The organism is Martinezella sp. CNPSo 3959, assembly GCF_057784355.1.
Map to the genome: position 1 here is coordinate 14426 of NZ_JBXSOV010000023.1, position 20383 is coordinate 34808.

The following is a 20383-nucleotide window of genomic DNA, read 5'->3' on the forward strand; positions in this document are numbered from 1 at the left end:
CGAATGGAGTGGCCCAGCCTTTAAGCTAGGCCATCTCCCGTTACTGGAATCACTTGCCCCAGATTTTCTTGTATTGGTCCTTGTAGCCGTTGTCCGGATCGAAGGTGTTCTTCGGACCGCCATCGGATTGGATATTATCTGCCGTCACGACATGCAGCGGCGAGAGATAGCCGGACCATTTTTCGCCGGCAAAAGCGCGATTGAGTTCATCGACCAGTTGCCAGCCCTGGAGATTGAGGGGTTCGGCCACCGTGACTTTCTGGAATTGGCCGGCACGGATGCGCTCATAGGCCGATTGCGAGCCGTCGCCGGCAGCGACATTGATCGGCGCATCGGTGCCGCCCTTGCCAGCGGAGGCAAGCGAAGGACCCATGAAGTCGAAATAGAGGTCGTTGATAGCAAGCGAATGCGTCCAGCTGTCACCGTATTTCTGCAGCAGCGAGGTGGTCAGCTGCGGCATGCGCTGAGACGTCTCGGCGATCGGGGTATCGACATATTCGAGCACCTTGCCGCCCAATCGTTCGATCTCCTGCTTCATCCTGTCCGCCTTGGCGATGGCGATCGCATAGGTGGAGTCGGTGAAGATGATGACGCCCGGCTTGCCCTTTGCATCGACGAAGGCCCAATCGGCAGCGGCTTTCGAGACTTCCATGGCGTCGGTGCTGACATTGGCAAAAAGACCGTTCTTGTCGTCCGGGCCGATGGTCGGGCCGGCATGCCAGGCGACCAACGGGATCTTGGCGGCCTTCGCCTGTTCCAGCGCCGGAGCCTGTTCGACGGCGTCGAAGCCGTCAATGATGATGCCGGCGGGCTGTAGCGCTATCGCCTGGCCGAAGGCCGCCGTGCGCCCGCCGATCGAGCCTGCGCCATCGAGAACCTTCACCTCCCAGCCGATCGCCTTTGCTGCTTCCTCGACACCGTTGCTGACGCCGAGAATGCCGCCATTCTTGAGATCACCCGCGAGTACGACGATTGTCTTGCCGGCCTGCGCCTTCGGGCCTGTCGTCGGGCCATCCCACTTAGTGACCGGGGTTGCGTATTTGTCGACGACGGCCTTCGCATCCGCCAACGGATCGGCATAGGCCTGCCCGGCACATAGCATCAGGACCGCTGTCGTGACCTGTAGGAATTGTCTACGGTTCATATCTTCTCCTCCCTTTGGACATTCGAACTTCAGATGATCTTCATTTCTCCGCCGGCTTGGCGGAAAGTTGCGGTGCCTGGGCCGGTGCCATGCGCCCTGCATGGCTGCGGCGGCGCTGCGCGTAACCGGCAATGCCGATGGCAACGAGCAGGGTCACACCATTGAACAGAGGCTCGACATAGAAGGAGCCACCGAACTGCTGGATGCCGGCAATGCCGACGGCGAGGATGATGACGCCGATCATCGTGCCCCAGACGTTGACGCGGCCCGGCTTGATGGTGGTTGATCCGAGGAATGCGCCGACCAATGCAGGCAGCAGATATTCAAGCCCGACGCTTGCCTGGCCGATGCGCAGCTTGGAGGCGAGCAGCACGCCGGCGATGGCGGCAAGCGTTCCCGAGGTGACGAAGGCGCCGATGACGAAGCGGCGGACGGGAATACCGTTGAGCGCGGCCGCTTTCGGATTAGCGCCGATCGCATAGATGTAGCGGCCGATCGGCAGATATTCGAGGACGATCCACATGACGAAAGCAAGTGCCAGAACATAGATGCCGGTGATCGGCAAGCCGAAGACCATGGTGCCGTTCAGCGCATAAAATCCTTGCGGCAGCATGCCCACCACCTGCCGTCCGCCTGTATGCCAGAGCGCGATGGCGTAGAGGACCGTGCCCGTGCCAAGCGTTGCGATGAAGCTGTCGATCTTGGCGATCTCCACCAGGAGGCCGTTCAGGAAGCCGGTCAGCGCGCCAAGGGCAATGACGATCAGGACGGCAACCGGCCAGGGCAGTCCGAACATGGTCTGAAGGCTGATCGCCAGCACATGCCAGAGAACGATGCCATAGCCGATCGTCAGATCGATGCGGCCTGCCGCCATCGGGATCATTGCAGCCAGCGACAGGATGGCGATGATCGTCTTGTCGGAAACGATCGAACGCAGGTTGAGCATCGTCGGGAACGTCTGCGGCAGCAGAATGGAGAAAAGCAGGATCAGCAGCGCGGTCAGGATGACGAGGCCATAGACGGGCAGCAGGCGCTGGATCTTCTGGCCGAAGCTCATGGCCGAAAGCTCGGCGCGGGTCGGCTCGAGCGCGTTGGATTCGATCGATTGCATGGTGTTCTCCTCCGGTTCAGGCCGCTTCGGATGCTGATGCGGCAGCGATGACCGCCGGTGTTGTGAGGTCGGCACCGCTGAGTTCGCGCACGATCCTGCCGCGCGAAAACACCAGGGCACGATGGCAGATGTGAGCGATTTCCTCGAAATCCGTGGAGACGACGAGCACGGCAAGGCCTGCCTCGACCGCCTCGGCGATCAGGCGATAGATGTCAGCCTTGGCGCCGACATCGACACCGGCGGTCGGATCTTCGGCGATCAGCAATTTGCGCCCCGTCGCCAGCCATCGTCCCACGACGACCTTCTGCTGATTGCCGCCGGATAATGCCTCGATAGCGAGGCTCTGATCGTTAGGCCGGAGGCCGACGCGGCTGCCGAGAGAATGGGCGATTTCCGCCTCCCGTCGCGGAGGCAGGAACGAAAACAGGCTTCGTCCCGAAGCGCCGGGATTGAGAAAGGTGTTTTCGCGCAGGCTGAGCGACATGGCGACGGACTCTTCGGTCCGATCCCGGGCGATCAGCCCGATACCCGAAGCCATGGCGGCCACAGTGCTGGAAAGGTCAGGTACCTCCCCGTTCAAGCGAACGCTGCCCTGCGACGGCTCGCAGCCGAAGAGGGCGCGTCCGATCAGTTCCTGGCCGGCACCGCGCAAGCCGACGAGACCAAGCAATTCGCCCTGTCGGATATCGAAGGATACGGGTCCCGCGCCGCGGCAGGAAAGCTCCTTTACGGAAACGATGGCGGGGCCAGCGCTTCTTTCTGCCTTGACGAAAAGCTGGTCCGCCTTGCGCCCGACGATCATGCGGATGAGTTCATCCGGTGTCGTCTCGGAGACTGGCTTCTGGCCGACCAGCTGACCATCACGCAAGACGGCAACGCGGTCGGCGATACGGAAGATCTCGTCGAGGCGATGAGACACATAGATCATAGCCACGCCGCGCTCTTTCAGTGGGCGGATGGCGGCAAAGAGTTTCTCGACCTCGTCGGCGGGCAGGCTGGCCGTAGGTTCGTCAAGCACCAGCACGTCGGCTTCGACGGCGAGCGCCCGAGCGATTGCGACCAGCGATTTCTCGGTGCGGGTCAGCTCCTGTACGCGGGTCGACGGATCGAAATCGCAGCCGACGAGCTTCAGAGCCTCGGCGGTACGCCGCTCCGTGGCGCGCCAGTCTATCAATTTACCGCGCAGGGAATAGCCCTGCGCAAGCCCGACATTCTCGCCCACCGTCATCCATTCGATCAGTCCGAGATCCTGATGGATGAAGGCGACCGGCTGGCGTTGATTGGGTTGTGGCGGGCGGTGATGATAGGGTTTGCCGCGAAACAGGATCTGCCCGCCATCCGGCTTGTAGATGCCAGCCAATGTCTTGATGAGGGTCGATTTACCCGCGCCGTTTTCCCCGAGAAGCGCGAGGATTTCGCCGCGCTGCAAGTCGAGCGACACGTTCGACAGGGCTCGTGTTCCGCCAAATTCCTTGGTGATGTCGGAAAATGCGAGCAGCTTTTCGTCGTCCATCCTGCTCCTCCCAAAGCTTCGATAGGAGGAGGCTATGTTATCGATAACATTCCGTCAAGAGGCTCGGATGCGTGCCTGTATATTCAGGCATCATGTGCGACCCCGGCTGAAAAGTTAACGTATTAACGAGAGGCATTCTTTAAATATGAAATATATCTCAACGCGTCCGATCATATTATGAAATGATATAAGCAGGAAGAAAATATATACTCGCGCTGCGATGCATCCGCATGGTTGTAATTATCATACTTATTCGATGAGGCATTGATTTTTCTAGTTTTATGGCGTTACTTTCTCCGGGGGCGTAAGCGAGGATGTATTTTCAAGGCAGATGACCGAAAGCTAAAAAGGTAATCTGCAGACGCAGCGCAATGAGGGGAACATTTGACTTACGCAACGTGCTCGGTGTCCCAAATCGAGAAAGCCGATGCCGAGGAGATGACCGCGCATTACGCGAGAACCCTGTTTCCCGCGATTGTCGAACCTCTCCATCGCCGCGGTGCGATTTCGGTGGAAGACCGCCACTATACGATCGGCTCCTGCAGCGTCTGGCGCGGCAAATGTCATTCTGGCATGAGCGTTATGCTGCCCGGTGGCCCCGAAGCCTACGGCCTTTATCTGCCGACCGCCGGCAAGATGCTTGTCGACGCCGCTGGGCGGCAATTGGAATCGGAGCCGGGCAGGGGACTTGTGGCCGATATGTCTTCTTTCAGCCGGCTCACGTTTTTCGAGCAGCGGAGCCATATGGGCATCGCATTCGAAAAGGCGGCCATGATACGACAGCTCAGCACGCTGCTGGACGCACCGGTGCGCTCTGATCTGGAATTCGCTGGCCCGGTCGATTTGACATCGGGGCGAGGGATGCAGATCGCCGCGCTTGGAAACTTGATCTGGCAGGACCTCACAGCTCCCGGCCAACAAAGATCCTCCGCTTCATTCAGCGAATGCCTTTTACAGGCAATGATGATTGCTCTGCTTGAGACTGTGCCGCACAATTATACGCTGCAGTTGCAAGGGCCGGCATCGCCGGCAATCCCGAGGCAGATGAAGCGTGCAATGGAATATATGCACGTAAATGCAAGTGCGGACATCAAGATCGCCGATATTGCGCGCGAGAGCGGAACAAGCGTGCGGTCCTTACAGACCGCATTTCAGCAGTTCAAGAACATGACGCCCCTCGGCTATCTGCGCGAGATACGCCTGCAAGGCGCGCGCAAAGCCTTGATGGAATCGAACCGTTCCCGGGTGGTGGCCGACATCGCGCGCGATTGGGGATTTTCCCATATGGGGCGGTTCGCAGCGCTATATTATCAATCCTTCGGAGAAATGCCCTCCGAGACTGTCAGGCAAGCGCGGTAGGGCGGCAGCGTCGCCCGCGTGATCAATACCTTGCCAGACCTCAGATCTATTCACCAACTTCCGCTACGATGCTGCCGTTCCTGTCATGCGGACAACTTTGCACAGGTTGGTCAAAAGGGAAGTAGCCCGTTCACGGCGCCCCAAGGAATCTGAGGCTCTCTGGCCGCGTTAGCGCAACGACGGGCGCCGCATTGCCATTTTCAGGATCATATTCATAGACTGCCTAGCCGGTAGGATTTTGGTGAGGGTGGCCGTCTCGCCGTCGTGACGCATACTTAAAACCTCTTCTCGCAACGATGATGCTGGAGTGAATAGGCAATGGATCCTCTGAAGATCACCATCCTTTCATGCAGCCTTGATCCGAAAAGCAGGAGCCGTCGCATGGCTCGCGAGGCTGAAAACTTGTTGCGAGAGAGGCGATGCGAAGTCGAGTTTATCGATCTTCAGCATCTGGAGTTGCCCGCTTTCGACAATTTGAAATGCTATGAACATCCTTCATACGACCAGCTGTATCGTGCAATTCATGACGCGGATGGTGTCTTGCTTGCGGTACCCATTTACAATTGGTCGGTGGGCAGTGCTGCCAAGAGCCTGATCGAACTTACCGGTGCGACAGGCGCCGGCGAACGAAAATCGGCCTGGTTCGATCAGATCGTCACTTTCATCTGCTCCGGCGGGCTTCCGCACAGCTATATGGCCTATGGAAGTCTGGCCACGTCGCTGATGCTCGATTTCAAATGCGTGATCAATCCCTATGTCGTTTACGCCACGGACAGGGATTGGGTAGATGGTCCCACCCCGTCCGACACCCTTGCGACACGGTTGCAAAAGACGATCGAGGTGCAGCTGGAATTGTCGTCGAGATTGAGATCCAGGGCATATAGTTCTGACTGGGAAATCTGATGGGCCTGCCTGGCCCAATTGCATTCGACGCGCCTGATGTTAAGACTATTCGTATGATGACTTGCTGCCGATGAGAAACGATTGCGGTTGAAGGCCAACAAAAAGGGTCGGGATTGGGAATGACGACAAATGCCCGGACACGGCAAAGGCTGGCACAAAGGGTCATCGACGAATTGCGCTTGCAGATTGAGAGCGGCAAGCTTCGGGCAGGCGACCAGCTTCCGACCGAGCCGCAGCTTGAGGCTGCATTCGATGTCAGCCGGACCGTCGTGCGCGAGGCGATTGCAGATCTTCGTGCGGCAGGTCTCGTCACGCCGGTTCAAGGCAAGGGCGTATTCGTTTCCGACACGCCCACGCGATCTGGGCTGCTGCTGACGTCGGTCGAGGTCAAGAGCATCCCCGAAACGCTGGAACTGCTGGAATTCCGCATGGCAGCGGAAGGCGAGGCGGCGGCCATCGCCGCCTATCGCAGGACGGCCGAACAGGAGGCCGCGATTGCAGCGGCCAACCGTAAGATGGCGCAGCTGATAGAGCAGGGGCTGTCGACCGTCGAAGCGGACTATGAGTTTCATATGGCGATCGCGGCTGCGACGAATAACCGGTTCTATGTCGACGTGCTTCGGCATTTTGGTACACGAACCATTCCGCGCCGACAGTTTCCGACATTGCCCGAGGCGAATGACCGCGCCTATCTGCAGAAGGTTCATGCAGAGCACGCGGAGATTTTAGCGGCCATCGCCGATCAAGATCCAGAACGCGCGCGACAAGCGATGCGGGCGCATATGATGGCGAGCCAGCGTCGCTATCGCCGTCTCGCCGAGCTACAGGAGCAATAATGCTCGACAGGGTACTGCTGTCATATTATGTCACATGATAGCGGTCGATTCTTCGAAAGAGATGTTCCGTCTGTTTGGCCAGCCGGATCGAGGTGCTATGGCGACCATCCGGTTTTCGCGCATTCGATGGATAGCAGTATCTATTTTCCAGATGATCCGCATCGCCGCCGATGGAACCGGCTCTGATGCTCGGACGAGGTGATCCGTGATTCAGCCTTCCTCCAGTGTGCATCCAACGTTCGTCTATGTCTCTACGGCAATTGCCGGAACGATCGATGCCTATCGAATGGATGGGACGACAGGTGCGCTTACGGCGATATCCAGCATGAATGTCGGCGCGATGGTCATGCCGATGGCTGTCAGCCCTGACAGGCGGCATCTTTACGCCGTTATCCGTGCGCAGCCTTACCGGGTGCTGACGCTGGCGATCGACCCCGAAAGCGGCAGATTAAGGCAAGAGGCGGCCGCAGCGCTGCCCGATAGCATGGCCTATGTTGCCCTCGACCCGACAGGCGGCCTTCTATTGGCTGCCTCTTATGGCGGCAACAAGATCGCCGTGCTGCTCATCGATAAAAATGGGCTCGTCACCGCGCGAGCCCAACAGGTGATCGCAACCGGCCGCAACGCCCATTCGATCGTCACTGATCGGACAGGCAAATATGTCTTTGTCACCAATCTCGGCTCCGATGCCGTGCAGCAATTCATCCTACACCCGGAGACCGGGATACTGAAGCCGAACGATCCTCCCGAGGTCATGACCGGCGCCGGCTTTGGCCCGCGGCATATCGTCGTGTCGCCGGATAACAAGGCCGTCTACGTTCTGACGGAGCTGACGGGCCATGTCATCCACTACGCGCTCGATACCGATAAGGGCACATTGAGAGAGGTCGAGAGCGTCGCTTCCGTTCCCAAGGATGCGGGCCTGTCGCCAGGCCTGGCACCGGCTGCAGTTTCACCAGACAACGGCGAGCCGAAAATCTGGGCCGCAGATATCGGCATCACACCGGACGGCAGATTTCTTTATACGACGGAAAGAACCACCAGCCGGATCGCGCTATTGAAAATCGATGCGGATAACGGAAGGCTGACTTACGTCACGAATTATCCGACCGAGCAGCAGCCGCGCGGCATCCGCATCGCCCCATCAGGCCGGTTCCTCGTTGCATCGGGAGAGAAATCCGACCGGCTGTCCGTCTACGCCATCGACCAATCCGATGGCGGTCTCGCATTGGTGGGGCGATATCCGGTCAATGCAGGTGCGAACTGGATCGAGATGGTGACATTTCCTTGAGACGCATCCGCGTGCGGCGAGCTGCCCCGTGCGAATATCTACCCGGCTTTCGCAACGGTCCCGGCAATCAGGCCTTCGATCTCAGAGGAGGGAAGGGGCCGGGCAAACAGATAGCCTTGAAGCAATTCGCATCCGGCGCCCTCGAGAAAACGGGCCTGTTCCTCGGTCTCGACGCCTTCCGCCACGACTTCCAGATCGAGTGTTCTGCCGAGCGATACGATGGCGGAGGTGATTGCCATATCGCCCGGCTTTTCGGGAATATCGGCAATGAAGGATCTGTCGATCTTCAGCCGGGAAAGCGGAAAGCGCCTGAGGGTGCTCAGGCTTGAATATCCGGTGCCGAAATCATCCATCGCAAGGCTGACACCCAGCTCTTTCAGCTCATGCATCCGCTCGATGGCGCCTTCGACGTCACGCATGATCAAGCTTTCCGTCAGTTCGAGCTCAAGCCATTGCGGATCGAGATCAGCCGATTGCAGTGCGGATGCCACATGGCTTGTCAGTGAACTCTCCAGGAATTGCCGCGCAGATACGTTGACGCCCATGCGCAGTGCGGGCAGGCCGCGATCTTGCCACAGACGGGCCTGCTGGCAGGCTTTTCGCAGAACGATTTCGCCGAGCGGGACAATGAGCCCTGTTTCTTCCGCGAGCGGAATGAAGACACCGGGTAACAACAAGCCCTCGACCGGGTGCTGCCACCGCACGAGGGCCTCGACGCCAATGATCTTGCCGCTGCGAACTTCCTTTTGCGGCTGATAATGGAGAACGAATTCGTCCCGCTCCACAGCGCGTCGCAATTCTTCGATACGGATCAGCTTGTTGCGGGCGTCCTCCGCCATGGCTGGCGTGAACAAGCGAATGGCATTGCGCCCCGCTTCCTTGGCACGATAGAGCGCCATATCGGCATTCGCGAAGAGTTCCGAAGCCGTCGTGCCATGCTCCATGGCGCAAGCCACACCGATGCTGCAGCCTACCCGGATTTCAACGCCTTGTACGATCATCGGCTTGGAAATGTCTGCCAAGACGGCCGCGAGCCTCTCATATATTGGCTCAGCCGGATCTTCCAGGACGATGATGAATTCGTCGCCGCCGATTCTCGCCACGATGCCGCCATTGCCGACATGGGTCGATATGCGCCGCGCGACCACCGTCAGCAATTCATCGCCGGCCGCGTGGCCGAGGGTGTCATTTACGAGTTTGAAATTATCGAGGTCGACAAAGGCCACGGCGAGTGACCTTTGTTGTCGGGACGCTTTTTCCAAGAGGGCGCTGAGCTTGCGGTCGAGCAGCATGCGGTTCGGCAGGCCGGTGAGCGCGTCATGTTCGGCCAGATAGGCGATATGGGCGATGTCGCGATGGCGGTCGATGGCGATGCCGACGGTCTGCGCTATGCCGGCGAAGAATTCCATAAGCCCGGCCTCGTCACCATCGGTTTGCACCGTCACCAGGGCTCCATGCCGGCCGCCGTCCCGCGAAAAAATGGGAAATTCCAGGATATCGCCGGCAAGCGGTTCGGCTTGCTCGCCATTGAGGACGAAGCTAACGCGTCTGCCGTTGAGCAAGTCCTCAAGAAGGACCTGAGACTCTCTGAGAAATACGTCGAGATCAACGCCGCGCGCCACATCCTGCAGAAGCTTCGTCTGGGCACTCATCAGTTTTTCTGCCCGTTTTCGAGCGGAAATGTCGCGCGATGCGCCGACGACGCCGATGATGTTGCCGTTTCTGTCGCGTAGCGGCACCCGCGACATCATGAGCCAGCCTTCGCCCTTGAGGCGCCGCTCTTCGACGCCGAGATCGGCCTTACCGCTCTCCATTACCTGCCGTTCGACTTCCTCGATCTTGTGGGCATCGGCCATCGGGTGAATTTCGGCATCGGTAAGGCCGATCAGCTCATCGACATGCGTGAAGCCATTGTTGAGGACGATCGCCATGTTGGCGAAAAGGAACCGACCGTTCCTGTCCTTGGCATAAATATAGTCCGGCACGTAGTTGATCATGGCTTCGAGCCATTCGTAACGCTCGGCGAGAGATAGGTATCGGGCCTGGAGCAATTCAAATGGCTTAAGGACCTGCTCGTCTTCGACGTCTTGGTCCCGATGAGTAGGATCTGGCGCTCCATCCGGCGGCTGCATCATGTATCTTCTCTCACCCGGCAAGCGGACAATATCGGCAGGCTGTTATGCAACAATGAAAAGCATGTAGGCATATCGAGCGTCTCCCTTTGGCGAGGTTCGGCTCGTCGCTTCCATAAACGTTATCATATAACCGAATTTATAAACATCCGCTCAAGTTTTAGAGGAAGATCGCGTCTGCCGACGGTGAGCGCTCCGATGCTTCCAGGGCTGGAAGCCGATAGATTTTGGGAATAACTGCCCACGAGGAAATCCATTGCGGGTAGGGGGCAAAACCGGCTAAAGCGCAGGTGGTAAAATGCAGGATTCGCAAGGATAGTTAGCATGCGCATGGGCAAAGCCGTAACAAGCGGCAATCTTGTACTTGCCGGCATGCTGCTGATGCTTCTCGGCGACTTCCTGTTTTCGCTGAACGATGCCATGGGCAAGTGGCTGGTCGCGAGTTTCTCCGTCGGCCAGATTCTGGTGATCCGCTCATTCGGTTCGTTCATTATTCTGGCGCCTATGATCGCGCGACAAGGCAGTGACGCGCTTTTTCGCCTCGAACGGCCGCCGCTGCAGCTTCTGCGTGTCGTCATGGCGACGCTCGACGTCGCTCTCTTTTACGCCGCGGTCGCCTATCTGCCGCTTGCCGATGTCATGACCTTCTACATGGCCGGCCCGATCTATGTGGCGGCGATCTCGCATTTCTTCCTTGACGAGAGGATCGGCTGGCGGCGCTGGCTTGCGGTTTTCGTCGGCTTTATCGGCGTATTGATCGCGCTCAGACCTTCGGCCGCAATGTTTTCCTGGCCATCGCTTTTCGGCGTCGGCGGGAGCCTCGCATTCGCATTGACCCTGGTGCTCGGGCGGCGGTTGCGGCAGACGCGCGATGCCACCCTCGTTGCGTGGCAGACGGTCGGCGCGCTCATCGCCGGCTTGGCGCTCAGCGTCGGCGACTGGCGTTTCGCATCAGCACTCGATCTCGGCGCGATGCTCGCCCTCGGCATTGTCGCCGGTAGCGCTCATATGCTGATAACGAGATCCTTGAAGCTCGCGCCAGCTTCGCTGCTGGCTCCGCTCCAATATAGCCTGCTTGTCTGGGCAATCGTCCTGGGCTTCGTTTTCTTCGGCGATATTCCGGACACCCAGATTATCGTCGGCTCCGCCATCATCGTCCTTGCCGGACTCTTCATTTTCCATCGGAAGAATCTGGTGGATACGGTCCCGAAAGACGACGTTGCCCGGGACGGGCATTGACGCGGGGAGAGTGGTATTCCTGCTTGCAGGATCAGGACACTTTAACTTTGCGGCCGCAAACCAAAAATCAGATAATCTATCTTATGGAACTTAAAGCCGCAGTCATTTGCATGATCTCCATGCTCTGAAATGCAAATGATGAACCATCGGTGCGAAAAGCATCTTGATGCGGATAAACGGGCTTTTCGTCAGGAGCGCAGCGAATTGAAGTGCTGCATCATACGGTCCGCATCCGGACGCATGCCCGTGAACAGTTCGAAAGCTTTCACGGCCTGAAATACCGCCATTCCACCTCCATCGAGAACGCGGCATCCTGCCTGCTTCGCCCGCTTCACCAATTCGGTTTCTATCGGGAAGTAAACAATTTCGGCAACCCAAAGGCGCTCCGTTAAAAGCCGGCCGTCGAGCGGCAGACCCGGATGCGCATCCATGCCGGTTGGGGTTGCGTGGACCAGGCCGTCCGCGGCATCAAGCGCGGCGACAAGATCATGACCGATCGAGAAACGACAGGCATCGTGTGCCGGCTGAAGCTGCTCCACGAGAGCCTGTGCACGCTTGGGATCCAGATCGAATATCTCTATGGAGCGCGCGCCCATCTCGGCCGTTGCATGCGCGACGGCAACACCTGCGCCACCTGCTCCTAGCTGTACGACATGACCAAGCGCAACGCCGGTCAGCCCGCGACGGAAGCTTTCAGCAAAGCCCCACCAATCGGTATTATGGCCGATCCTACTCTTTCCATGAAAGGTGATCGTATTGATGGATCTCAGCGTCTGGGCATCAGGCGATAACTCATCCACGAGTGCAACCGCCGCCTGCTTGCAAGGGTGCGTGATGTTAAGACCGGCAAAACCCTGCGCTTCGGCTTCATCGATAAGTGCAGGCAAATCCGAGACCGATAGACCGCGGGCATCCAGGTCGATGAGGTCGTAGCGATAGGACAGTCCGCAATGCTCGCCTTCGCGCATATGCATGGCCGGCGTGAGCGACCGGCCAATGCCGGCGCCGATCAATCCCACACGAAGCTGACGCGGAACGATTGCGGTTTGGGTGTTCAATTTTTCCTCCCGAGCAGCGAAATAAGGCCATGCTATATGGCTCTATGAGAAAATGTACGAACTAGTACGTAAAGTCAATGTGAGGCGCAGTTTTGCATGCCGGCTGGAGCCGCCGACGGAACTCAGACAGTTTGACGTGAATTCAGATCAGGTCGGGGACGGATTTTTTAGAAAGGCAAGAATGGCGTCTATTATCAAAGTCTTGTGCCGTTTCTTCAATTCTTCTGATGAAAGGTCGCGCTCGAAGATCGCTCCGAAAGTATGCCGATTGGAAACGCGAAAAAAGCACTGCGCGCTGATCATCATATGTAAATCGACGGGATCGACGCGGCGCACGAAGCTGCCATCGGCATAACCCCTTTCGAGAATTTGTGAGATGATGTCGATGACCGCGATGTTCATTTGCGACAGGACGACCGAACGTTTCATATGCTCCGCGCGATGAATGTTCTCGATGCTGACCAGGCGGACGAAGTCCGGATTTTGATCATCGTGATCAAAGGTGCTTGCAATCAATTGCGCCATGGCCTGAACGGGCGGCATGTTTTCGAGATCGAGTTCGCTCTCGAGCGTGCGGATCTTCGTGTAAGCCTGCTCCAGGACAGCGAGATAGAGCCCTTCCTTGCTACCGAAATAGTAGTAAATCATGCGCTTGGACGTCTTGGTGCGCTCGGCAATCTCGTCGACGCGCGCACCGGAGAAGCCGGCCGCGACGAATTCCTCGGTTGCGATCTTGAGGATATTTTCTTTGGTCGCGTCTGGATCGTTCTTTCGCGCAATACGCTCTATCTTCGCCGCTTGCGATTTGGTCATGCCCTCTGCCCGTCTTCCTGGGCGCTCCGGCCCATCATTGAAGATCAAAGCTTTAACATAGGCTTCGCGCTTATGGGGAGAGCCTAAAGTTTCGGTACACCAATTGGCCGCAGATGCCGCCGGAGCGCCGCGATGCGAAAGATGGCGTTTGCCGCACCATAGCCGCGATAGCCGCTGCGCTGAACGATTTCGAAGAAGAAGCCTTCGCCATAGGTCGGGCTATAGAGCTGGAAATATTCGCCGTAATCGTCTCGATCGTAGAGAATATTATGTGCCTTCAGACGATCGGTGAAGGTCGGCTCCAGGCCGAATCTCGCCTCGAGATCGTCGTAATAATTGGGCGAGATCATCAACGTCGCAAAACCATTTTTCGACAAAGCTACCGCCGTCGCGAAAATATCGTCGGTAGAAAAGGCCAGGTGTTGAATCCCGGAGCCGAAAGTCTCGGCAATGAAATGTCCCGCCAAGGTATTGCGATTTTCCGCACCGTTCAAAGTAATACGCAGAGTTCCCGGCTCGTTTTCGACCACCTGGCTGCGGACGACTCCAGCGGGATCGATAATGTCGACCATTGGTGTCTTATGCGCCTTCAAGATCGCGGTGTAAAAGAGCAGCCAGGTCAACAGCTCCTCGTATTTCATCGTTTGCGCGACGTGATCGATTCCAGTCAATCCGACAGGACGCAGATCGGTATCGTCGTCGATCGGATCGAATTCGGTCTCCCATATGCGAGCGAGCGCGCTCCCCCGATCCAGGAAATAAAGAATGCCGCCGCCGACGCCCCTTATGGCCGGCATTTTTATTTCGCCGGGCTTCAGGGGCTGCTCAAAGCGTTCGGCGCCGAGGGCGACAGCCCGCGCGACGGCAGCCTCGGCATCATCCACCCACAATCCCATCGCATAGGCCGACTGCCCATGCAGGGCATAGGACACGCCGGCAAACCCATCCGGATCGGTATTGACGACGAGATTGATATTACCTTGCCGGAAGACGTCAACGCGCTTGCTCTTATGGTGCCCGACATGGCGAAAGCCCAGGGCACGCAACCGATCCGAGAGGGCGGATGTCTCCGCTTCATCGACGGTAAATTCGATAAAGGCAACGCCTTCCACCTCGGCACGCGCCGGCATCGGCGGCAGGGTGAGGCCGCTGCTTTCCGCGCGGCGCACTTGGTCGCCGAGATAAATGAGCGAACGCCGGCCATCGACGGCAATGGCGGTCGACGAGCCGCCACGAAACTGGTCGTTGAAAATTTCGAGAGAGAGATAGCCGTCATAGCCTGTCGCCGCGACGGCTTTCATGAAGTCAAGCACGGGAAGGTCGCCCTCGCCCGGCATGTTGCGGAAATGACGACTCCAATAGAGAAGATCCATGTCGATCAATGGCGCATCGGCAAGCTGGATGATGAAGATCTTCTCTTTCGGTATTGATCGGATCGAATTGACGTCGATCTTGCGCGAGAGCGTATGGAAGCTGTCGAGAATGAGGCCGATATTCGGATGATCGGCCCGGCGAACGATTTCCCAGGCGTCGCGATGGTCATGAATGTGCCGGCCCCAGGCAAGTGCTTCATAGCCAACGCGCAAGCCGCGCTTGGCTGCCCTCTCCCCGAGTTCGAAGAAGTCGGCCGCTGCGCGATCGATACCGCCCATCGCGACCGACGAAACATTCGAGCAGACAAGCACGAGATCTGTGCCCATCTCCTGCATCAGATCGAACTTGCGTTCGGCACGGTCGAAGGTCCGGCTACGCAAAGGCTCCGGCATGCCTTCGAAATCTCTGAAGGGCTGAAAGAGCGTGATCTCCAGCCCATGGTCGCGAACCATTTGACCGACCTGGCGTGGCGATTCATCGAAAGCGAGGAAATCGTTCTCGAAGATCTCGACACCATCGAAACCAGCTTTGGCGATGGCGTGAAGCTTTTCCTTCAGGTCTCCGCTGATCGAAACGGTCGCAATCGAGGTTTTCATTGTTTCATCCCATTCACGTGGTGGTTTTCAACAAGCTTGTCCGCGATCACGACACGTCATCGTCCAGATCGGATTCTGACGTCTAGACCGTCCGATCGGCGTGGTTCATCGAGCCTGCGAAGCGCCGCGCATCCTTGCCGAGTTGATCGATCGGCGTTTTATAAGTCTCCGTCGCGGTTGCGGCGGAAATGGCGGCAATCAAGGCTGTGATCGAGGTAAACAAGGCAACCGGCACCCATCCCATAGGACCGCTGCCCATAAGGGCGGCGCTGATCGTCGGAGCAAAGCCGCCAAGCGCGAAACCGATCTGGGTGCCGACGGCCATGCCGGACAGACGCACGCGGGTGTCGAACATTTCCGCGTAGAGCGCCGGCCAGATGCCGTTGGATGCACTATAAACAACGCCCGAAAGCAGAATGCCGAGGATGAAGACGAGTGTGAGGTTATTCTGGCTGATTGCCCAGATATAGGGCCATATCAAAAGTGCGCAGCCGATGGCACCGAAAATGAAGACCGGTTTGCGGCCGATTCGATCCGCCAGAATGGCCCAAGCCGGAATGGCGCCAAGCGCCACGATGTTGGCGAGCACCAGAACGGTTAGCATCGTCGAGCGATCGATATGCATAGTGTTGACAGCATAGGAGAGCGTGAAGACGCTGAAGATCGTGCTGACGACGGAAATCAAGGCGGCAAAGATAATGCGCAGGACATCGGCCCAATAATTGGCAAATAGCGAGACCAAGGGCAATCTGACCACATCGCCCTTCTTCGTCTCCTCAAGGAAAGCGGGCGTTTCCGCCAGCGTCCGACGAACCCAGAAGCCGACGATAACGACAGCGAAACTCAGGAAAAATGGGATGCGCCAGCCCCATGAGAGCAAAGCGGCTTCGTCCAGCCTTCCCAATGGAATGAAGACGAGGGTCGCAAGGATCAGGCCCGCTTGTGTCCCACTCAGCGTAAAGCTTGTAAAGAAGGCCCGGCGATTCTCGGGAGCATGCTCGAGGGTCATGGAACTTGCTCCGGCCTGCTCTCCCGCGGCCGAAATACCCTGCAGCAATCGCGCGAAAACCAGGAGGATCGGAGCCAGGATGCCAGCTTGGCCATAGGTCGGCAGGCAACCGATAATAAAGGTCGAGAATCCCATGAGAAGTAGCGTGAAGGTCAGAACTTTTTTGCGACCGAACTTGTCGCCGACGTGGCCGAGGATCACCGCGCCCAATGGCCGCATGATGTAGGCAACGCCGAAGGTTGCAAAAGAAGCGATTGCCGCTGTCTGCGGATCTTCCGCTGAAAAGAATATTTTCGGAAAGATCAGCGCCGCGGCCGTCCCATACACAAAGAAATCGTAATATTCGACGGCACTTCCCAGCCAGCTGGCAAAAGCGGCGCGCCTAGGCGTCTTATGATCCGTTGATATCGTCATCGTTATTCCTCCCCAGACAATTCCAATTTCAAGGAAATGCAGCGAGCGGCAACGCCGAATCTACCTTCCGCGCCCCCTTCGCATGGCATTCAAGCCGATCTTGGCAGTCACCGTGCCGCTTCGGGCAGCAGGTACTCCTCCTCTGAGGAAATAATGTACGAACTAGTTCGTTTTGTAAAGAGACGTGCTTAGATGATCATGGGCGTGTTCATGCGCCTCAATTCTGCTGTCAAAGGCTACTATCGCTGCTGCCGTTTTCCGAGCTCACCAGCAGCTTGTCGATCCGGCGGCCGTCGAGATCCACGACCTCGAAGCGCCAGCCGTTTTTCGTGAAGCTTTCGCCCACATCCGGAAGATGGCGCAGCTCCTGCAGCACGAAGCCTGCAACCGTCTGGTAGTCGCGATCGTCTTCGATCTGGAGGTTCATGAAATCAGCGAACTCGTCGATGGGCATCCAACCGGACACGAGATAGCTGCCGTCGTGGCGACGGACGATCGCCTGTTCGCCCCCGGCATCCTCTTCCTCTTGAATGGCTCCCAAGATGGCTTCCAGGATATCGCCCGACGTGATGACGCCTTCGAAATGTCCGTATTCGTCGTAGACGAGCACCATGTGCGAAGAGGAGCGACGCAGGGCCTTGACGACGTCAAGCGCGCTTGAAAGATCTGAAACAATCGGCACCTGCTTGGCGAGCTTCAGAATGTCAGGCTGACCGCCGGAAGCCAGTGCGTCGAAGAAATCCCTGGTTGTCAGTACCCCAACGATTTCGTCGGAGCTGTCCTTGCGCAGCGGCAACCGCGCTTTTTCGGTGCGGCGAATCTGTTCGCGCACCTCGTCGAAGCTATCTTCGATATCGATAACCTCCACGTCGCGGCGTGGCGTCATCAACGCCCTTGCGGTTCGGTCGGCCAATCGCATGACGCCCGAGATCATCGCCTGCTCTTCCGTCGCGATGACGCCGGCGCTCTGTGCCTCCGCCAGAACCGTTTTGATTTCCTCGTCGCTGACGCCATCGGCAACCTTGCCGGATTGACCCAGTGCCCTCAGAACCAGCCGTCCCGAGAGGTCGAGCAACCAGACGAGCGGGGCTGCAGCTCGGGAAAGGAACACCATGGCCGGCGCGACTTTGCTGGCGACCAATTCCGGCGCCCGGAGAGCGACCTGCTTCGGTACGAGTTCGCCGATGATCAACGATAGATAGGTGATGGCCATTACAACGGAACCAACGCCGATGGCATCGGCGGCTGCGACCGAAAGACCTTGCGCGGCAAGCCAGCCCGACAGCCGAGCGCCGAGTGTGGCGCCCGAGAAGGCGCCGGACAGGACGCCGACGAGCGTGATGCCGATCTGTACCGTTGAGAGGAAGCGGCCCGGTTCCTCGGCCAACCTTATCGCCATGGTCGCGCCTCTGCTGCCTTGATCCGATAGCACTTTCAGACGGGCAGGACGGGAGGAGACGATCGCCAATTCCGACATGGCAAGCACGCCATTCAGGAGGGTGAGGACGATGACGATAGAAATTTCGAGAAGCAAAATCGGCCCTTTTTGGTTGCAACGGAAAGATAGGTGGCAAGGGCTGCAAAAGCCAGGGTCACGGGGATAGGATTTCCACGACGCTACCATCGAGGGCAATTGGCGAAGCTACCGCATAGCCGGCAAAATATCCGCTGCGATCTCTTCCAAGACGTCGCCGGCCGGTCTGCCCTGGGTAACGAGATTGAAGGCGACGTGATGAATGCCGGCTTCACGCATTGCCGACAAGGCGTCGATAAGCCCTCGCCTGCCGGTTCTGCCGCCAAGATTGATTTCCTCATAGGAGGCTTGCGGGTTGTCGAGCAATTCCAGCACCATGGACTGGCCGAAGCCGCGAAAATCCGTGGTTACCTTACCTTGGGCATTATGCCAAAGCGCCAACCGGTCTTTCTGAACGGGTAGCGGCCGGTAATAAGTCATCCAGGCAGCTGCGTGACGGGCAATCCATTCCAAGGATTGCGACGATGAACCGACCGCCACCAGGGGGATGGAGGGTTGTCGCAGCGCGGGCCTGATGGCGAACTCGTTTCGCACGCGGCCGCCTTCATCGACGACCTTCTGTTCCGGACTGAGCGCAGCGGCGAGCCGCTCCCAATGCGATTGAAAGAGCGCTTTGCGGTTCGCAATACTCTCTCCGAAAACGTCATATTCGCTCGGTCGGTCTCCCGAACCGAGACCGAGGAGGAGCCGGCCTTTCGAAAGGGAGGCGACGGACAGCGCGGCCTTGGCGATATGGAGCGGATGCCGCAAAGGCAGGACGATTGCGCCGGTCGCCAGATGGATATTGGAGGTGACAGCCGCCAAAGCTCCGAGGAAAACCCAGGGATCGGCATGTCCGATCGGGTCGGGGTAGCTTTCGCTATTGAGGGGAACATCCCTCACCCACAGCGCATCGAAACCCAATTTGTCGGCATGGGTTGCAATGCCGAGCTGGGTATCGAACTGAACGTCGGCCGCAGTTCGCGGCTGCGCCGGCAGTACTATGCCGAATGAAAGTCGGTCTGGATGGAAAAGCACGCCACGCCCTGAAGTTTATATCGTTGCTTAAGGAGATAAGGCGACTTGCCTGCGGGAAAAAGGGGCGACGCGACGTGCGCGGTGATTGTGCGAGGTAGTGGTCCGCCCCGTAAAGCGGACTGTTACGATGAGCAGTTCCGGCGAGAGGCCGCGATTGCAGGTCGCTGTTCAGCTCGCGGCAATGCACTGCTTGACGTAATCGTGCAGCGCCTTCTTCTGCAAGCCTTTACCCGTACCTTCGTCATGGCAGGTCTTGCGTTTTGCCAGGACTGGATACTTTTGCTGCAGGCAGCTTTTGATTGCGTCCTTGCGTGCCTGACCCTTGAGGCCCTGCCCTGTCGCATCCTGCCGGCAGGCTTGCCGCGCTGTCTTGATCTCATCCTTCGACGGCATGGTGGACGATGGCGTCGATGTGGAAGACGGCGTGGCGGGAGCTGGCGTCGCAGGTGCCGTCGTTTGGGCGAAGACGACGGTTGTGGAAGATAGAGCGAAGAGAGCGGCGGCGGTCGCACCTAGCAACTTGCTGGTCATGGGCATATCCTTTTGCCTGAAGGTCATTCATGTTCAAGCCGCCGACCCCATCACGAGGCCGGCGTTCTTCTTGAACGATGGCGATCGGCTTATCCGTCGCTCTGACCGCCAAAAACTTCCGGCGAGGACGCCTGTACCGTCAGTAGATGACGACGCCGCGAACACTCTTTCCCGAATGCATGAGCTCGAAGCCCTTGTTGATATCTTCGAGCGGCATGGTGTGGGTGATCATCGGATCGATCTCGATCTTGCCTTCCATGTACCAGTCGACGATCTTGGGAACATCGGTGCGGCCGCGGGCGCCGCCGAAGGCCGTGCCCATCCACGAGCGGCCCGTCACCAGCTGGAACGGACGCGTGGAAATCTCCTGGCCGGCGCCGGCAACGCCGATGACCACCGACTTGCCCCAGCCGCGATGGCTGGCTTCCAGAGCCTGGCGCATCACCTTGGTGTTGCCGGTGCAGTCGAAGGTGTAGTCGGCGCCGCCGATCTGATCGGCCCCGCGCTTC

17 protein-coding genes are annotated in these 20383 nt (G+C 58.2%); 5 read left to right on the forward strand and 12 right to left on the reverse strand.

Annotated elements, in window-relative coordinates:
• Positions 1 to 49: 49 nt before the first annotated feature.
• The 3 genes from AC13RE_RS27995 to AC13RE_RS28005 are packed head-to-tail and all read right to left on the reverse strand — an operon-like array spanning position 50 to position 3768.
• On the reverse strand, positions 50 to 1144 hold the full coding sequence (locus tag AC13RE_RS27995; RefSeq protein ID WP_488486289.1) for an ABC transporter substrate-binding protein: 1095 nt from the start codon (positions 1142 to 1144) through the stop codon (positions 50 to 52).
• Positions 1145 to 1184: 40 nt separating this feature from the next.
• Positions 1185 to 2255, reverse strand: a complete 1071-nt coding sequence (locus AC13RE_RS28000; RefSeq protein ID WP_488565341.1) for an ABC transporter permease — start codon at positions 2253 to 2255, stop codon at positions 1185 to 1187.
• A gap of 16 nt (positions 2256 to 2271) precedes the next feature.
• Complete coding sequence (locus AC13RE_RS28005; RefSeq protein ID WP_488565342.1) at positions 2272 to 3768, reverse strand: sugar ABC transporter ATP-binding protein; 1497 nt, start codon at positions 3766 to 3768, stop codon at positions 2272 to 2274.
• Between the two features lie 438 nt (positions 3769 to 4206).
• On the opposite strand from AC13RE_RS28005, the gene AC13RE_RS28010 reads away from it, so the two are divergent.
• The 4 genes from AC13RE_RS28010 to AC13RE_RS28025 all read left to right on the forward strand — a co-directional run bounded on the left by AC13RE_RS28010 (position 4207) and on the right by AC13RE_RS28025 (position 8157).
• Positions 4207 to 5127 (forward strand): AraC family transcriptional regulator, encoded by a 921-nt coding sequence (locus AC13RE_RS28010; RefSeq protein WP_488565356.1) that lies wholly within the window; start codon positions 4207 to 4209, stop codon positions 5125 to 5127.
• A gap of 318 nt (positions 5128 to 5445) precedes the next feature.
• A complete protein-coding gene (locus AC13RE_RS28015) occupies positions 5446 to 6030 on the forward strand; it encodes an NADPH-dependent FMN reductase (protein WP_488565343.1) in 585 nt (194 codons plus the stop codon).
• 119 nt (positions 6031 to 6149) lie between these two features.
• Positions 6150 to 6866, forward strand: a complete 717-nt coding sequence (locus AC13RE_RS28020) for a FadR/GntR family transcriptional regulator (RefSeq protein ID WP_488486285.1) — start codon at positions 6150 to 6152, stop codon at positions 6864 to 6866.
• A 205-nt stretch (positions 6867 to 7071) separates the two neighbouring features.
• On the forward strand, positions 7072 to 8157 hold the full coding sequence (locus AC13RE_RS28025) for a lactonase family protein (RefSeq protein WP_488565344.1): 1086 nt from the start codon (positions 7072 to 7074) through the stop codon (positions 8155 to 8157).
• Between the two features lie 38 nt (positions 8158 to 8195).
• Here AC13RE_RS28025 and AC13RE_RS28030 read toward each other — a convergent pair whose 3' ends face one another.
• Entirely contained in the window at positions 8196 to 10292 is a 2097-nt protein-coding gene (locus AC13RE_RS28030; RefSeq protein WP_488565345.1) for a putative bifunctional diguanylate cyclase/phosphodiesterase, read from the reverse strand.
• A 321-nt stretch (positions 10293 to 10613) separates the two neighbouring features.
• Between AC13RE_RS28030 and AC13RE_RS28035 the strand changes: the two genes are divergently transcribed.
• Positions 10614 to 11528: a DMT family transporter gene (locus AC13RE_RS28035; protein ID WP_488565346.1), complete on the forward strand. Its 915-nt coding sequence runs from the start codon at positions 10614 to 10616 to the stop codon at positions 11526 to 11528.
• Between the two features lie 188 nt (positions 11529 to 11716).
• Here the strand turns inward: AC13RE_RS28035 and AC13RE_RS28040 are convergent, their stop codons facing one another.
• The 8 genes from AC13RE_RS28040 to AC13RE_RS28075 all read right to left on the reverse strand — a co-directional run.
• Entirely contained in the window at positions 11717 to 12586 is an 870-nt protein-coding gene (locus AC13RE_RS28040; protein WP_488565347.1) for a shikimate dehydrogenase, read from the reverse strand.
• 147 nt (positions 12587 to 12733) lie between these two features.
• Complete coding sequence (locus AC13RE_RS28045; protein WP_488565348.1) at positions 12734 to 13399, reverse strand: TetR/AcrR family transcriptional regulator; 666 nt, start codon at positions 13397 to 13399, stop codon at positions 12734 to 12736.
• An 83-nt stretch (positions 13400 to 13482) separates the two neighbouring features.
• Entirely contained in the window at positions 13483 to 15369 is a 1887-nt protein-coding gene (locus tag AC13RE_RS28050; RefSeq protein WP_488565349.1) for a bifunctional sugar phosphate isomerase/epimerase/4-hydroxyphenylpyruvate dioxygenase family protein, read from the reverse strand.
• A gap of 82 nt (positions 15370 to 15451) precedes the next feature.
• Positions 15452 to 16792 (reverse strand): MFS transporter, encoded by a 1341-nt coding sequence (locus AC13RE_RS28055; protein ID WP_488565350.1) that lies wholly within the window; start codon positions 16790 to 16792, stop codon positions 15452 to 15454.
• Positions 16793 to 17021: 229 nt separating this feature from the next.
• Positions 17022 to 18326 carry a hemolysin family protein gene (locus AC13RE_RS28060; RefSeq protein WP_488565351.1) on the reverse strand — a complete coding sequence of 435 codons (1305 nt, stop codon included), beginning with the start codon at positions 18324 to 18326 and terminating at the stop codon, positions 17022 to 17024.
• Between the two features lie 108 nt (positions 18327 to 18434).
• Positions 18435 to 19343 (reverse strand): TIGR03571 family LLM class oxidoreductase, encoded by a 909-nt coding sequence (locus AC13RE_RS28065; RefSeq protein ID WP_488565352.1) that lies wholly within the window; start codon positions 19341 to 19343, stop codon positions 18435 to 18437.
• Positions 19344 to 19511: 168 nt separating this feature from the next.
• The gene (locus tag AC13RE_RS28070) at positions 19512 to 19874 is read right to left on the reverse strand and encodes a PsiF family protein (protein WP_488565353.1); all 363 of its coding nucleotides are present in this window, start codon (positions 19872 to 19874) and stop codon (positions 19512 to 19514) included.
• 139 nt (positions 19875 to 20013) lie between these two features.
• The coding region (locus tag AC13RE_RS28075; RefSeq protein ID WP_488565354.1) for a zinc-binding dehydrogenase at positions 20014 to 20383 on the reverse strand (370 nt) is incomplete at its 5' end.

Coding starts and splice junctions, on each gene's coding strand:
- AC13RE_RS27995 (WP_488486289.1), bottom strand. CDS start 1,144: ATGAACCGTAGACAATTCCTACAGGTCACGACAGCGGTCCTGATGCTA.
- AC13RE_RS28000 (WP_488565341.1), bottom strand. CDS start 2,255: ATGCAATCGATCGAATCCAACGCGCTCGAGCCGACCCGCGCCGAGCTT.
- AC13RE_RS28005 (WP_488565342.1), bottom strand. CDS start 3,768: ATGGACGACGAAAAGCTGCTCGCATTTTCCGACATCACCAAGGAATTT.
- AC13RE_RS28010 (WP_488565356.1), top strand. CDS start 4,207: ATGACCGCGCATTACGCGAGAACCCTGTTTCCCGCGATTGTCGAACCT.
- AC13RE_RS28015 (WP_488565343.1), top strand. CDS start 5,446: ATGGATCCTCTGAAGATCACCATCCTTTCATGCAGCCTTGATCCGAAA.
- AC13RE_RS28020 (WP_488486285.1), top strand. CDS start 6,150: ATGACGACAAATGCCCGGACACGGCAAAGGCTGGCACAAAGGGTCATC.
- AC13RE_RS28030 (WP_488565345.1), bottom strand. CDS start 10,292: ATGATGCAGCCGCCGGATGGAGCGCCAGATCCTACTCATCGGGACCAA.
- AC13RE_RS28035 (WP_488565346.1), top strand. CDS start 10,614: ATGCGCATGGGCAAAGCCGTAACAAGCGGCAATCTTGTACTTGCCGGC.
- AC13RE_RS28045 (WP_488565348.1), bottom strand. CDS start 13,399: ATGACCAAATCGCAAGCGGCGAAGATAGAGCGTATTGCGCGAAAGAAC.
- AC13RE_RS28050 (WP_488565349.1), bottom strand. CDS start 15,369: ATGAAAACCTCGATTGCGACCGTTTCGATCAGCGGAGACCTGAAGGAA.
- AC13RE_RS28055 (WP_488565350.1), bottom strand. CDS start 16,792: ATGACGATATCAACGGATCATAAGACGCCTAGGCGCGCCGCTTTTGCC.
- AC13RE_RS28070 (WP_488565353.1), bottom strand. CDS start 19,874: ATGACCAGCAAGTTGCTAGGTGCGACCGCCGCCGCTCTCTTCGCTCTA.